Origin of the sequence: Pseudomonas sp. UBA5666 (genome assembly GCF_002420785.1) — a bacterium.
GTDB classification, from domain to species: Bacteria; Pseudomonadota; Gammaproteobacteria; order Pseudomonadales; family Pseudomonadaceae; genus Aquipseudomonas; species Aquipseudomonas fulva.
This window is the reverse complement of sequence record NZ_DIIQ01000042.1, coordinates 115,747-129,341: the sequence shown is the minus strand read 5'-3', so window position 1 is coordinate 129,341 and position 13,595 is coordinate 115,747. Positions and strand designations below refer to the sequence as shown.

The 13,595-nt window shown below is 59.5% G+C and carries 14 protein-coding genes; 8 read left to right on the top strand and 6 right to left on the bottom strand.

What is annotated here, in order from left to right; genetic code table 11:
• Positions 1-51: 51 nt before the first annotated feature.
• A complete protein-coding gene (locus B2Y33_RS18530) occupies positions 52-336 on the top strand; it encodes a hypothetical protein (RefSeq protein ID WP_059183984.1) in 285 nt (94 codons plus the stop codon).
• Positions 337-412: 76 nt separating this feature from the next.
• A complete protein-coding gene (locus B2Y33_RS18525; protein WP_144435219.1) occupies positions 413-2,368 on the top strand; it encodes a WD40 repeat domain-containing protein in 1,956 nt (651 codons plus the stop codon).
• Positions 2,369-2,864: 496 nt separating this feature from the next.
• Here the strand turns inward: B2Y33_RS18525 and arfB are convergent, their stop codons facing one another.
• Complete coding sequence (gene arfB / locus B2Y33_RS18520; RefSeq protein WP_027914978.1) at positions 2,865-3,278, bottom strand: alternative ribosome rescue aminoacyl-tRNA hydrolase ArfB; 414 nt, start codon at positions 3,276-3,278, stop codon at positions 2,865-2,867.
• A gap of 377 nt (positions 3,279-3,655) precedes the next feature.
• Between arfB and B2Y33_RS18515 the strand changes: the two genes are divergently transcribed.
• Entirely contained in the window at positions 3,656-4,282 is a 627-nt protein-coding gene (locus B2Y33_RS18515; RefSeq protein WP_027914976.1) for a hypothetical protein, read from the top strand.
• A 92-nt stretch (positions 4,283-4,374) separates the two neighbouring features.
• On the opposite strand, the gene B2Y33_RS18510 is transcribed toward B2Y33_RS18515, so the two are convergent.
• The gene (locus tag B2Y33_RS18510; RefSeq protein WP_027914975.1) at positions 4,375-4,752 is read right to left on the bottom strand and encodes a nuclear transport factor 2 family protein; all 378 of its coding nucleotides are present in this window, start codon (positions 4,750-4,752) and stop codon (positions 4,375-4,377) included.
• Positions 4,753-4,801: 49 nt separating this feature from the next.
• Positions 4,802-5,623, bottom strand: coding sequence for an NADPH-dependent oxidoreductase (locus B2Y33_RS18505; protein WP_027914974.1), 822 nt, complete (start codon positions 5,621-5,623; stop codon positions 4,802-4,804).
• 139 nt (positions 5,624-5,762) lie between these two features.
• On the opposite strand from B2Y33_RS18505, the gene B2Y33_RS23340 reads away from it, so the two are divergent.
• The gene (locus B2Y33_RS23340; RefSeq protein WP_033695051.1) at positions 5,763-6,077 is read left to right on the top strand and encodes a DUF7693 family protein; all 315 of its coding nucleotides are present in this window, start codon (positions 5,763-5,765) and stop codon (positions 6,075-6,077) included.
• Here the strand turns inward: B2Y33_RS23340 and B2Y33_RS18495 are convergent.
• Positions 6,060-6,422, bottom strand: coding sequence for a DUF7079 family protein (locus tag B2Y33_RS18495; protein WP_027914972.1), 363 nt, complete (start codon positions 6,420-6,422; stop codon positions 6,060-6,062). The two genes, B2Y33_RS23340 and B2Y33_RS18495, sit on opposite strands and share 18 nt — an antisense overlap.
• Before the next feature lie 9 nt (positions 6,423-6,431).
• Positions 6,432-6,737 (bottom strand): DUF6482 family protein, encoded by a 306-nt coding sequence (locus B2Y33_RS18490; protein ID WP_027914971.1) that lies wholly within the window; start codon positions 6,735-6,737, stop codon positions 6,432-6,434.
• A gap of 240 nt (positions 6,738-6,977) precedes the next feature.
• Here B2Y33_RS18490 and B2Y33_RS18485 point away from each other — a divergent pair, with 240 nt between their 5' ends.
• From B2Y33_RS18485 to B2Y33_RS18470, 4 genes are all read left to right on the top strand, one after another.
• The gene (locus tag B2Y33_RS18485) at positions 6,978-8,264 is read left to right on the top strand and encodes a DUF2254 domain-containing protein (protein WP_201871070.1); all 1,287 of its coding nucleotides are present in this window, start codon (positions 6,978-6,980) and stop codon (positions 8,262-8,264) included.
• A 283-nt stretch (positions 8,265-8,547) separates the two neighbouring features.
• Positions 8,548-9,240 carry a DUF421 domain-containing protein gene (locus tag B2Y33_RS18480; RefSeq protein ID WP_027914969.1) on the top strand — a complete coding sequence of 231 codons (693 nt, stop codon included), beginning with the start codon at positions 8,548-8,550 and terminating at the stop codon, positions 9,238-9,240.
• Between the two features lie 157 nt (positions 9,241-9,397).
• Positions 9,398-11,659, top strand: coding sequence for a TonB-dependent receptor (locus tag B2Y33_RS18475; protein ID WP_288633247.1), 2,262 nt, complete (start codon positions 9,398-9,400; stop codon positions 11,657-11,659).
• Between the two features lie 264 nt (positions 11,660-11,923).
• On the top strand, positions 11,924-12,931 hold the full coding sequence (locus B2Y33_RS18470) for a zinc-binding alcohol dehydrogenase family protein (protein WP_206405532.1): 1,008 nt from the start codon (positions 11,924-11,926) through the stop codon (positions 12,929-12,931).
• 23 nt (positions 12,932-12,954) lie between these two features.
• On the opposite strand, the gene B2Y33_RS18465 is transcribed toward B2Y33_RS18470, so the two are convergent.
• The gene (locus B2Y33_RS18465; RefSeq protein WP_104926233.1) at positions 12,955-13,569 is read right to left on the bottom strand and encodes a dTMP kinase; all 615 of its coding nucleotides are present in this window, start codon (positions 13,567-13,569) and stop codon (positions 12,955-12,957) included.
• Positions 13,570-13,595: the final 26 nt, after the last annotated feature.

Below are 13,595 nucleotides of genomic sequence, written 5' to 3'. Positions count from 1 at the left end.
TAACGCAGCTTGCCTCGGAGCAGCGCTCTTTCTGAAAGGAAATCCCACGGCATGATGCCCGACGACGCTTTACGATTTACCCGCGCGCTCGCTGCACTCTCGATCACGGTCTTGATCCTGGGCCCGCTACTTGCGCTCTACGTGCTGCAATCGCCAACCACTTCTCCCGTCAAGATCTCGGGCATCCTTGCGTTCGCCGTCCTGGGGCTCACCAACCTGATTTCACTGGTATTGAACGCGGTTTACTGGTTTATCCGGCGGGAGCCAAAATGGCTCTCGGTAATGCTGTTGGTTCAAGCCGGTGTGGCAGTTTCGACGTTGATTCCATTCTTCTAACCGGATCATTTCTTCGGTTGGACAGTCTCAACACGGAACGAGCCCTTAGCGCTACATCGCCAGGGAGGCAATCTGTATGAAACCGGCAAATTTCTGGAAGCACGCATTGTGCATGGCAGTAATCGGCTGCAGTGGCTCGATCCATGCCGCTGCGTTACCACAGGGCTGGCAGATCCGCCCACCTGCAGCCGACGACCTCGAACGCGGGTTACCGTCAGCTCTGCAATCGCAGGAGCTGGCCAAGGACGGGCGCAGGCTTGCAAGCGTGGAAATCGTCGTGGACCTGCCGTACAGCCAGGTCATGCCGATAGTCGCTTCTGCCTTGAGGCAACTTGGCCCAGTGAACGACGAGGTCGTCCAGCAACCGTTGTCGCGGATCAGTGACGAGTGGGGCGAGGTGCTTTTGTCGCGCCGCCGCGATCTGGTAAAGGACCTGGTCCGCCAGGTCGATCTCCCCAAGCTGCAGCGGGACGTTCTCGAAGGGGCGCTGGCTGAATCGGAGATTCCCGACCATATTGCTCGCATGGAGCGGACCGTGCGCTTTCAGTCCGGCAGTGAGCGCATGGCGCCGTTGACCGCGCCATACAGGTACTGGCGGGGCAACATCCAACGCACTCACGGAGCTCTGGGGCGCAGCACGAGCAATGTCGTCGCCTACGTGACGCAGCTCGATGCTGTCTTTGGACGGCCCACCAGCGCAGTCTACCTGACGCGCATCGACGACTATCCCAACCCAAATGCCAACTTCTTCGGCCGTCTGCGAGAGCTTGTCGAACTCGACATCTTCAGCCCTACCGCCCCCAAGCGACTGGAGCGGCAAAGCGTGCCCCAAGAACTGCTCAGTCCGATCTGCGACGGGTTGAGCGCACTGCCCAAGGCCAACCTGCAACTGGGTCCCAACCCGGAACAGTGGCGCGCTCCCGCAACACCAACCCCTCTTGTAAGCGAGCCCAAACTTACCCTTCCGGACAGCCATGCGAAGATGCTCCAAGCAGCTGCGGTATTGGCTGTGCGCAGCACGGACAAATTCACCGTTCTGGCCGATGACAGCGTCTTACTATTTCGCAACTATCCACGCGCGCTGCTGTACTGGTCGCCAGCCACAGGTGGCGAGCCGCGCGAGGTCTGGACGTCTGCGGGAAGTTACAGCAAATCGCAATTGACCCGCGATGTCAGTGGTACTTCGGCGTACCTGGCATTGGAAGGTCTGGTAGTTCGTTTTGATGCGAAAAGCACAACGCTCGCCATACACCCCATCACCTACGACAAGCCCGACCGGCTGGGCTTCAAGTACATGGACTACTTGCATGACGGAAGTGGCGTACCGATGAATTTCCGCCATAACTATCGCGGCACTCGGGATACGCTGGAGGTGTGGGAGCCGGCTGCACAACCCGCTGACAATGGCAGCGAATGGTCATATACGCTGCGCTACGCGTCCCCACGCCAGGACATGATGAAGGGGCCATCACGGACCAACAGCCAGATCAAACCCGTGCATTGGGATGGGTTGATGCCCACCGCATGGGTTGAGGACCTTTACGGGCTCACCGAAATCGATGGTAAAACGGGCCATGTGCTGCGCGTGGTGAAGCTGCCTCGGCGCTTTGGCGAGGTCGATTTGCGCGATGACAGCGGCATGGCGCAGTGGACGCCAGAGCCCTTTGGATCGGTCAAAGGCGGCTGGATTGCCGTCGGCTTCGTGTTGATGGAGGGCCAAAGGCGCAACCCTGGCTTGCATGTTGTGGACGTCGCCAGTGGCAAAGTCCGCTATTCGCTGACACTTCCGGGGCAGGGCTCGCTGGGTACCGCAGTGGGCTCACCTGACGGTCGACTGCTGGCGATGGGTACTGGCGGCCCTGAAGATGCGGTGGTGTTATGGAACCTACAAAGCGGGCAATCCCTGACGCTGAAAACCGACGACGCCAAGTGTAGTGGTCTTGCGCAACTGCAATGGAGCCTGTCAGGTAAATACCTTTGGGGGAGATGCTGGAACGGCCTGATCGCCTGGAATGTGCCGGGAACTTGGTGAGCCTGTTGAGATATCTCCTGGGCTGGAAAGTCCGCTATGGGTCCAGGCTGTGTGAAAACGCCCTGAGTGCATCGAATAGGAAGAGATGCGAGCGAAGCTGTAGATCTAGCAGATAAGCGCGGATCACCCTTGGTCGGTCACAGGCATGCTTGAACTCAGGCTGCGCAAATACCGCGGCCATCGAGCACCTTGGGGGCTCAGGGTGATGTTTGGATTCCTCGGCGGTCTTGTCTTCATGAGCGGCCGAGGCACGAAAAGTTTGGATAAGTGGGGACTAGCTACTTGCAAAGCTTTTTGCATGTGCGGCTTGCCTTGCGGCATGACCACGGAGTGCTTGACCGTCTCAAAATGATCGAAGCGGGTGCAGTTAGGACACGGGATAGCATTGCTCATGCCCATCATCCGTCCTTCAGAAAATCCAACCACCCAGGCGCTTGGCCATGCGCAAACTCCGTTTTAACCCGGCTCTGAAACTCGGCTATGCGAGCTATCCAAACTAAACCTTCACCTTCCCTCTGCCCGCTTTGATACCGCTACGCCTGGCCTTCCCCTCCAGGCGGCGCGTTTTGGAGCCGAGCGTGGGCTTGGTAGGCCGACGCTTTTTCTCGACCTTGCCTGCACTCACGATCAATTCGGCCAGACGCGTCAACGCGTCATTTCGGTTCTGCTCCTGAGTTCGGTACTGCTGAGCCTTGATGATCAATACACCATCATTGGTGATCCGGCTGTCTCGCGACGCCAGCAGTCGCCCTTTGTAGAATTCAGGTAATGAAGACGCGGGAATGTCGAATCGCAAGTGCACAGCACTCGACACCTTGTTGACGTTCTGCCCACCCGCGCCCTGGGCACGTACGTAGGTCAGTTCGATTTCAGCGTCCGGCAGTTGTACGGAATTGGAGATGGTCAGCATGAGGAGGCCCTTATGATTGAGCGCATTATCACAGCGACGGCCGCGCACCGAAATGACGCTACTTGAATATCCGATGCTTGGCCCTTGGGAAAGGTCAGTCGGAATCTGTCACCAGGGGCACGCGCCCTGCCCCCAGCGCTCACGGTCTTTGAGCGCCATCAGTGTTAGTGACAAACTGAGGCAAGCACCTGAGATCACCCACGCCCCTAGCGCATTCTCCAGTAACTCTAGACCCCGAGCCACGTTTACCTCGGTGTACAGCTGAGCGATTTGTAAGTCAGCGCCGCGCTGAGTCCCGGCGACAGGACGATTCGTGAACAAAATAAGGTCCAACGCTGGCACAATGCCGTGCTCGCACATTTGGGGTAAGCAGAGAAATGGAAGTCTTTGAAGAATTGCGCGCCTTTTTTAGCAGCGGCGCCTCTTGGTTGATTGCAGTTGCGCCGATACTTTATCAAGGCGCCAAGTGGGTTAATCGGCTCACCAAAGTTTGGGATTGGCATGACAAGCATTTTGTTCGCAAGCGCATGGCTCGGCTCAAGACCGCGAGGTCTGCGGCCTGTGATGACGAGCTCACTCGATATCTGGATGAAGCGCTCGATATTGAAATGTTCCGATTGGCCTCTGGGATTAGCGCCAGCCGCTCGCTGATGCAGTACATGCTCAGACTGGACAGCACTGGACGCTGGAGTCACGCGCAGCTGCGTAGCCTATCGAAGTTTGTAGTATGGGACCCTGCAGATGACAATTACAAAGTCGCAGTTGGTCATTTTGAGGGTGTCATCGCCTGGGTTGGAGCGATCGTGGCCGTCAGCTTGTGGATCACAGCTATGCTTTGTTTCTTGTCGCCTTTACTTATAGGCGAATTTTGGGCCGGGCTGATTAGCATTGGGATCGGTGGAGGCTTGCTGCTACTCGCTTATTTTCCTGCGAAAGATCTGGCAGAATACCTGCTTGCTAAGCGCGTTAGCCGTTATCTGGATAAACCCAACCCATTCGGTTGACAGGCCGCAGCGGGTTAGACCAAGCGGCAGCAACCATCCTACTGCCGCCTAGCCCCCTTCAAAAAGCAAATATGGCTAGCCACCGCAAGCACTCATACCGCCCAGGTCTCATGCAAATGACGCCATTTAACCCGCCCCGCCTCCAGCACCAACAGTGCCGTCGATACCCGCACCGTCTGGTCCTTACCCTCGGCGTTATGTATCTCCCGATAGCTGACCAACGCCCCGTCAGCCCATTGATGCAGGGTTTCCAAGTCCTTTAGCTCAATGTTCAGCCCCGGCAGACTGCCCGCGTTGCGCTCAAATAGCTGCTCCACATCCCGCAGCCCGATTTGCAGCCCTGCGGGTGAAACCATCGAGAAATCCGGTTCGAACCGCTGCATCATCGTATCAACCGAACCCTCGCCTCGCGCAAACCGTGCTTCGATCAGTTGGTGCAAGTCCACGACTTCTTGAAGATAGCTATTCATAAGGGTTTCCTAACCAAAGATGCGTAGTGATCGGCAAATGAATGCCGCCTCACCGCAACCCAAACCCCATCCGCTTCAGCTCATCGAGCAACGCTTCCCGCCCATGCAAGCTGGCAACGCTTCGCAGCCGGCTGACGACCTGCTCCGACCACCCCGACGCCTTCATGCCTTCACGTTGGTAGAACGCCCCCAGGCGCTCGTCGTAACGGGCCAGCAAGCTCTGCTCCTGAGCGGTCGAGTACGTCTCATGATGCAGGACGGCCTCCTGCGGTAGCCGCGGCTTGACCTTGGCGGGCCGGTCGGCAGAGGGATAGCCGACACACAACCCAAACGCGGGATAGGCATGCGCGGGCAAGTCCAACTCCGCGGCCACCCCTTCGATGTCGTTACGAATACCGCCGATGTAAACGGTCCCAAGTCCCAGAGACTCCAAGGCGACGACCGCATTCTGCGCTGCGAGGGCCGCATCGATGGTGCCTAGCAACAAGCTTTCCAGGTAAGGCAGTGCTTCGAGCGCCACGTCATGCTGCTCGCCAATGCGCGACACCCGTGACAAGTCGGCAAGCCAGACGAGAAACAGCGGCGCTTGGTGGATGTAAGCCTGATTGCCTGCCAGAGCCGACAACCGCTGCTTGCGGCCGGGATCCTGAACGGCCACCACGCTCCAGACCTGAAGGTTGGAGGACGTAGACGCAGATTGAGCAGCGGCGATCAAGGCGTCCAACGTCCCCTCAGGCAGCGGTCGGTCCGCAAATGCACGGACGCTGCGATGGTCGAGCAACTGCTCAATCACGGCATTGCATTGGCTGAGCGGCGATACCTCTTCGGTACCATAGCGAGCGACCAGTTTTGCTCGGCTATCGGCTGTCATACAATTCCTCCAAAAAGATAGGAGGCTATCAAAAAAAGGCGTCCTGCACATAGCAGGTGTCATAGTCTCCAAGCCTACCGGCTGGATCAGGTACCCTGTGCCGACTGACTTTCAACTCAATCGATAATGGACAATCAGCGTGGCGACACCTTCGCTTGCACCTCGAGAGGTCTACCAGATACTGCGTGATATCGCCCTCGGGATTCGGGATTTACAGCGTGTGAGCGAGCCACGCTGGGCGGAAATGGCGTGTGGGTCCATGACTGTGCAAGCGGACGGGTGGATGCTTACCTTTTGCAATGAGGAGGGTGCGCTGGATCACTGCATCCGCTGCTCCAGCCCCGATGGCCGTGCTTACCAGTTCGATACTCACCACCCTTACGGCACCAACCCGGTGGCGTTGATGAGCACTTGGGAGCATGCGCAACTGCTGCGGTTACTTGGGGCGGCCTAGCCCCTGAACGCGGAGTCTCGCCAGCGCCCGTTCCCAGCACCGGGCGATCTCATCACCCACCGCCCCGCTGCGCGGAACTGCCGGCTCGAACGACCGCACCCTGACGTGTTCGATCAAGAACTCGTCCGTCCAGCCTGCCCACTCGCCGGCCATGGACCTGAGATTCCACTGCAAGGCCGGATACAGTTCATGCCACAAGATGCTGTGCAGTTGATCGAGTGTATAGGGGCTCTGGGTCATGACACTTGCCACCCACGCCAGGCTCGCCTCGGTCAGTTCGGTGTCCAGGAAGAACTGCGACAGGGCTTGCCAAGCGTGCAGGCGGCTCTCGTCTACTCTTTGCATCGGTAAATGCTACCACTGCTCTGCTAGCGTCACGGGCACGCGTAGCGGCGCCAGGGGGCCATCGCGCTGACCGCACATCTCGTCATGCACCACATGCTGCACCAGCATGCACGGCACAGGCGGTACATCGGCCAGCAGCTCGCGCACCTCCGTCATTGACCGCAGTCGCACCGCCTGCCCTTGGGCATCGCTGAACGTCTGCGGCCCGTCGGCCGTCAACGCACGCAGGACGTAAAAGCCGCCTTCGAGCGACAGCAATTCAAGTTCATTGACAGTACCGGCAGTGGCCAGTTGCTTCAGTTGCTCTAGGTTCATGGCAGATACTCCATCCGGCAGGCACGGCCTGCATCGGGCTTGATGGAAAATGTCGAGCGCTCGCACTTATACAAATCCAGCGCCTTGTATAAGGATGCCGACGCGCTGCGGTCGTTCCGTATCGATTGCAAAACTCAACCAAGGGTCGCGAAACTATCTGCACGGGCTTGGACTCAATCGTGACGATGCCGCAGCGCTCCAGCCTGCATACGGCCTATCTGTTGAGGAAGAATAACCACCATGATCGCTCGCTGGCGTTGGGCACTTGCGCAAACGACGAAAAGGCTGTGGTTTCGCGCCAGCCTGTTTTCCCTGATCGGCGTACTCACCGCGCTGCTGGCCATCGCCTTGCGCGACATGGTGCCAGCGTCGTTGCCGGCGAAAGTCGGGGCCGACTCGGTCGACAAGATCCTGGGCATCATCGCCTCCAGCATGCTGGCCGTAACCACGTTTTCGCTCAGCACCATGGTGTCGGCCTACAGCGCCGCCAGCAGCGGCGTCACGCCTCGTGCGACTAGCCTGGTGATGGAGGACGCCACGACTCAGAATGCCCTGGCGACGTTCATCGGCTCTTTCCTGTTCAGCTTGGTGGGCATCATTGCCCTGAGTACGGGCATTTACGGCGCTCAGGGCCGTGTGGTGCTGTTTGCAGTCACCTTGGTGATGATCGTACTGATCGTGTACACCCTGCTGCGCTGGATCGACCACTTGTCCAAGCTTGGCCGCGTTGGGGAAACCATCGACCGGGTTGAAGATGCGGCCATTGCAGCGCTCAAGCGCCGTGCGCAGTGGCCTTACCTGGGTGCGCAGCCCTACACCACTGCTACGCAGGTCGATCCCGAGGCTGTCCTAGTTCTCTGCGAGGACATCGGCTATGTACAACACGTCGATGTCAGTGCCCTCGCCCACGCAGCCGACAAGCACAATGCCGTGATTTACCTGGAGGTGCTGCCGGGCAGCTTCGTGCACCACGGTACGGTGCTGGCGCGCGCCGTCCGTGCAGGCCAGGCCGCCGAAACCACAGATCTTGTAGATGAGGTGCTGGCTGCAGTAACGCTCGGTGCACGGCGTACCTATGGTCAGGACCCGCGCTTCGGGCTCTCGGTGCTGGCAGAGATCGCCTCACGCGCATTGTCTCCCGCGACCAACGACTCTGGCACGGTCATCGACGTCATAGGCCGTGGGGTACGCTGCTTTTCCACCTGGGCACGGCAAGCGGCCGATACCACGACCGACGGCCAGTGGCAGAACGTGCATGTGCGCGGTTTGACAGTCGACGACATGTTCGATGACTTCTTCACCCTGATTGCACGGGACGGTGCTGGCTTGCTGGAAGTGGACATCCGCCTGGTGAAGGCCTTGGCGAGCCTGGCGCAGATCGCGCCCGATCGGTTTGGCCAAGCTTGCATCACGCATGTGGACCTGTTGCTCAAGCGGGCCGAACAGGCATTACCGTTGGAGGAGGACAAGCAGCGCTTGCGGGCGCTGGTCCGAAGTTTGGAATGGCCCCGGGCACGGCTGTCCTGAAATTACCTGAGGATCTGACCGTTCATCGCCTGTGCCGCATAAATGAGCACTCCACACAATGGGGACTTTTATTTCACCGAATTTTCACGTTGCCGAGTGGATTATCAACTCATCCCCATGAGAAAGACTTAAGCCCGACTAGCAGCGGGCTTTCTTTTGCCCGCTCGACAAGCCCCCTTCCTGAAATCCCCCCTTCCTTGCCTGGCCCATGGCGAAGGCCAGGCTGAACCGTAGTTAATGAACTCAGGTCAATTGATCACAAGGTGGCGACGGAGGGCGCTCGATGGAGTCATTCGATCTGCAAAGGATGCTGCTGGGTGACTTGCCCGTCACGTTTCTGATGGAAGTGATGATGCGCGTGGTTGCGGCCTTTCTCGCCGTGTTTCTGTTTCTGAAGTTCAGCGGCAGGCGTGGCATCAAGCAGCTCTCGCGCTTCGAACTCGTCGTCATCCTGACCCTGGGTTCTGCTGCAGGCGATGTGACCTTCTACGAAGATGTGCCATTGTTACCAGTGGCCCTGGTGTTCGTCACGCTACTGCTCCTGTATCGCGGCACGATCTATCTGATGCGTCGCAGCAAGATGTGCGAAGCCTGGATTGACGGGCTCCCGATCACCGTCGTCAAGGACGGCCAATATGAAATTCACTCGTTGCGCAACCTGAACATCTCCTCCAACGAGTTGTTTATGGAACTGCGTCAACAAGGGGTTGAGCACCTTGGCCAGGTGCGATTGGGTTTGCTGGAGACGGACGGCGAACTGAGCCTGTATTTTTACGAGGCCAAAGACACTCGACCGGGCCTGTCCGTGCTGCCGCCCGAGCACCGTCCAGAATACGACTCTCCACCGTCTCCAGGCCTGTATTGCTGCGTTAGCTGTGGCCTGCCAGTGCAGCATCAGCTGCATGACGTGATTGCCTGCATGCGCTGCGGTCATCGCAGTTGGTCACCTGCCCTGCAGACAACGCGCAACCGTTAACCGTCCGGACCCTCAAGGTTGTTGAGCAAGCGCCAGGTTACAACTTGGGCTGGAGCTGCAAACAAAAGCTTAGCGATAACGATTCCCACTCGCTATAATTCTGCGCTTTGTAGCACGCCAATTCCCTGTCGTCCCAATTCCTTGATCAGGTTCTCACATGCCCTTCCCGAATTTTGCCCGCAAGCCTGCGCTGCACACCGTTGTCTGGTTGCCCCTGGGGTTGGTCGCAAGCGTGGCCTCACCGCTCGCACTTGCTCAGAACGCGCTGGAAATCCCGGTGCCGGTTGCACAACCTGTGAATACGGCCGGTACCACTGGCGCGGTCCTGGAGCTTGAAGAAACCGCAGTGTCGGCCAGCGCAGACGCCTCCAAGGATGGCTTGGTTCCTGAGTATGAAGGGGGGCAAGTGGCCCGGGGCTGGCGCGTGGGTATCCTGGGCAACAAGGACTACATGGAAACGCCCTTCACATCCACGTCCTATACCAACCAGCTGATCCAGGACCAGCAGGCGCACAGCGTGGCGGACATACTGCAGAACGACCCCTCCGTGCGGGTCGCCCGTGGTTTCGGCAACTTCCAGGAACTGTATGTCATGCGGGGCTTCCCGCTGTATTCCGACGACATCGCCTATAACGGCCTGTATGGCCTGCTTCCGCGTCAATACGTTGCAGCGGAGTTCATCGAACGGGTCGAGGTATTCCGCGGGGCCAACGCCTTCCTTAATGGCGCCGCCCCCGGCGGTACCGGCATTGGCGGCGCCATCAACATCCTGCCCAAGCGCGCCCCGAACGAACCCCTTACCCGCTTGACCGCTGGGGTTGAAAATCGCGGCTTCGGTACCGTTTCGGCTGACGTGGCGCGCCGCTTCGGGGAGCAGGATCGTTTTGGCGTTCGCATGAACGTGGCCAAGCGCGACGGGGAAACGTCGGTACAGGACCAGGACCGCTCCCTGGACATGTTCGCCCTGGGCCTGGACTACCAGGGCGAACGCCTGCGGCTTTCGGCCGACATTGGCCACCAGTACCATTTCATCGATAACCCGCTGCCCAGCGTCACCCCTACGGGCCGCGTACCTAGCCCGCCGGATGCCGACAAGAACTACGGCCAGCCCTGGACGTACTCCAAGGAAAAGCAAACATTCGGTACCTTCCGTGCCGAGTATGACCTCTCCGATGCGCTCACCACCTGGGCTGCCATCGGCATGCGCAAAGGTGAAGAGAAGAACGTACTGGCCAACCCCTCCTCCGACGCCAACGGCGTGACCCGCTCTACGCGCTTTGACAACTACCGGGAAGAGACCGTGGCTACCGGTGAGGTGGGCATGCGCTACACCCTGCAGACAGGCCCGGTGTCGCATCAGTGGGTGCTGTCCGGCTCGATGTTCGACAACAAGGACCGTAATGCCTGGGCGGGTAATTTCAGTGGTTTTGCCAACGATCTCTATGACCCTGTCTACGTTCCCAAACCCGACAACACCAGTTTCAGTGGCGACATGTACGACCCGCATGTGACCGCCAGGACCCGTACCCAGAGCCTGGCTATCGCCGACACCCTGGGGTTCTTCAACGATCAGCTGCAGATCACCCTGGGGGCCCGTCGACAAGGGCTCGACGTGACAGGTTACGATTACAACTCCGGCGACAAGACATCCAAGTACAACCGCTATGAAACTACGCCCGTTGCCGGCGCGGTGTACCAGATCAACGAGCAGTTCTCGGTTTACGCAAACTACATCGAAGGCTTGACCAAAGGCGACACAGCCGGCGCCACCACTACCCTGCCTGACGGTTCCACAGCCCCGGTGCTCAATGCCGGTGCCTCACTGGCGCCCTACGTGGCCAAACAGACCGAAGTGGGTGTGAAGTACGACGGCGGTGGCCTGGGTGGCAGCCTGGCGGTGTTCGAGACGCGCAAGCCGGTCGGCATCGTCGAGGATCAGGTGTTCAAAGATGGCGGTGAACAACGCAACCGCGGGATCGAGTTGTCGGTATTCGGTGAGCCGACGCCCGGCGTGCGTCTGCTCGGTGGCGTCACCCTGCTCGATGCCGAACTCAGCAAGACCCAGAACGGTCAGGACGACGGCAACCAGGCCATCGGCGTGCCTAAAACCCAGGCCAACATCGGCGGCGAATGGGACGTGCCGGGTGTGAACGGCCTGACCCTGACCAGCCGCGTGGTCTACACCGGCCGTCAATACATCAACAACGCCAACAACCTCGAGATTCCTTCGTGGACGCGATTGGACCTGGGGGCCCGCTACGGCTTCAAGGTAGACGAGAAGGACGTCACCCTGCGTGCGCGTCTGGACAACGTGGCCGGTCGTGACTATTGGGCCTCCGCTGGCGGGTATCCAGGCTCGAACTACCTGGTACTCGGTGCACCACGTACGCTGTCTCTGAGTGCCTCGGTCGATTTCTGATCGCGCCAAGGTCGTACAACCTGGGGGTTCCCCGACGGCGAGCGTTGCGGCATGCACCTTTCAGGGCTGCCCCGCAGACCATCGCCGTTGAGCCGGGCGCTTCACGACTTCAAATTGTTGCAGGCCTCTGGTTTGAATGCTCACGGATCGAGCACCAACGCGTTTTCACTCCTGAAAAGAAAGTATTAATTCTTCAAGCCTGTTTTTCTGCGCAATCGATAGTAATAGCCTAGGCAGGTACCTTTTCAACCAAGGCCCTCCCCCATGAAATCTGTCGTTTACTCGCAGCCTGGCTTGCCCCTGCAAGACCCTCAATCTCTCTATGATGCAGACCTGCCCGTACCGTCCCCCGGTGCGCGAGACCTGCTGGTCGAAGTCAAGGCCATCGCAGTCAACCCGGTCGACACCAAGATTCGCGCCAGCCGTGGCGGTGACCAGCCGCAAGTGCTGGGTTGGGACGCGGCCGGCATCGTCCGTGAAGTGGGCGAGCAGGTGACCCTGTTCCAACCAGGGGATGAGGTGTTCTACGCCGGCGCCATCGACCGCCCCGGCTGCTACAGCGAATTCCATCGGGTGGACGAGCGCCTCGTTGGGCGCAAGCCATCTAGCCTGGATGCTGCCAGCGCCGCTGCGCTGCCATTGACGTCCATCACTGCGTGGGAGCTGCTGTTCGACCGCCTGCGCCTCGAAGAAAACGGCGGTCAGGGTCAGCACCTGCTCATCATCGGCGCTGCCGGTGGAGTGGGTTCAATCCTGGTGCAATTGGCCCGCCAGTTGACTGGGCTGACCGTGATCGCTACGGCTTCCAGGGCCCAGACGCAAGCCTGGGTGAAGGACTTGGGCGCGCACCTGGTGATCGACCACTCGGCCCCACTGGCCGCCCAGCTCAGCGCACACGGTGTCGCAGCGGTCGATCACGTGATCAGCCTGACCCATACCGACACTTACCTTGAGCAACTCATCGAGGTACTGCGCCCGCAAGGGCAGCTTGCCTTGATCGATGACCCTGCGCAGCTGGATGCGGTCCCACTCAAGCGCAAATCCTTGTCGCTGCACTGGGAGCTGATGTTTACCCGTTCGCTCTATCAGACGCACGACATGATCAAGCAGCACCAACTGCTCAATCGCATCAGCGAAATGGTCGACACCGGTGTGCTCAAGACGACGGTGGGCGAACATTTCGGGACGATCAATGCGAGCAACCTGAAACGGGCGCACGCGGTCATCGAGAGCGGCAAGGCCAGGGGCAAGATCGTGTTGGAAGGCTTCTGAACCCAGTGGCCTGAACGATGGGTTCAGGCGTGCAGCAGCGGCGTGACGGCCTCCACCAACTGATCGACGGCGTCCGCCACGGTGCCTTCATTTTGACAAAGCAGCCAGCCGTGCTCGTGTGCAGCGTGGTTGAACGCCTGGGTACTCGCCATCTGCTCCTCCAAGGTATGGATGACCGTGCTGCCCAGGCCCCGACGGCGGGACGCAGCCCTCGTCCAGGACGTTTGCGCCGTGGTGAGCACCGCGATGTGCAGGTCAGGCACCTGCACGCCGCGTTCGATGTTCAAACGCAACACTTGGTCGAATGGCACGTTTCGGCGAAACGCCGCGTCCGATGGGTACCAACGGTCAATCAGGACAATGCTGTCGCCAGGTTGACGCGGCAGTACGTGGCGGGTGATCCAGGCGCGGCTTTCGGCCAATCGCTCGCAGACCTGCCACTCAACCGTTGGCGAAGGCTGCCTGGCCAGCTGATTGACCAACGCCATGGTCTGCGCGCGCTGTGGATCATTGTTGCGCTCGCACAGCCTGACCACCTTGTTGCCTCGGGCCCGTAACGCCTGGGTGAGTGCTTCGAGCAGCGTGGTCTTACCAGTACCCTTCGGCCCGTCCATGGCGATGAAAAGCGGGCGACTCATGTGCGTGTACCTCCAAAATCAAGGGC

Coding starts and splice junctions, on each gene's coding strand:
- B2Y33_RS18470 (WP_206405532.1), top strand. CDS start 11,924: ATGAAATCTGTCGTTTACTCGCAGCCTGGCTTGCCCCTGCAAGACCCT.
- arfB (WP_027914978.1), bottom strand. CDS start 3,278: ATGCTGACCATCTCCAATTCCGTACAACTGCCGGACGCTGAAATCGAA.
- B2Y33_RS18475 (WP_288633247.1), top strand. CDS start 9,398: ATGCCCTTCCCGAATTTTGCCCGCAAGCCTGCGCTGCACACCGTTGTC.
- B2Y33_RS18485 (WP_201871070.1), top strand. CDS start 6,978: ATGATCGCTCGCTGGCGTTGGGCACTTGCGCAAACGACGAAAAGGCTG.
- B2Y33_RS18495 (WP_027914972.1), bottom strand. CDS start 6,422: ATGCAAAGAGTAGACGAGAGCCGCCTGCACGCTTGGCAAGCCCTGTCG.
- B2Y33_RS18515 (WP_027914976.1), top strand. CDS start 3,656: ATGGAAGTCTTTGAAGAATTGCGCGCCTTTTTTAGCAGCGGCGCCTCT.
- B2Y33_RS18525 (WP_144435219.1), top strand. CDS start 413: ATGAAACCGGCAAATTTCTGGAAGCACGCATTGTGCATGGCAGTAATC.
- B2Y33_RS18530 (WP_059183984.1), top strand. CDS start 52: ATGATGCCCGACGACGCTTTACGATTTACCCGCGCGCTCGCTGCACTC.
- B2Y33_RS18480 (WP_027914969.1), top strand. CDS start 8,548: ATGGAGTCATTCGATCTGCAAAGGATGCTGCTGGGTGACTTGCCCGTC.
- B2Y33_RS18490 (WP_027914971.1), bottom strand. CDS start 6,737: ATGAACCTAGAGCAACTGAAGCAACTGGCCACTGCCGGTACTGTCAAT.
- B2Y33_RS18505 (WP_027914974.1), bottom strand. CDS start 5,623: ATGACAGCCGATAGCCGAGCAAAACTGGTCGCTCGCTATGGTACCGAA.
- B2Y33_RS18510 (WP_027914975.1), bottom strand. CDS start 4,752: ATGAATAGCTATCTTCAAGAAGTCGTGGACTTGCACCAACTGATCGAA.
- B2Y33_RS18465 (WP_104926233.1), bottom strand. CDS start 13,569: ATGAGTCGCCCGCTTTTCATCGCCATGGACGGGCCGAAGGGTACTGGT.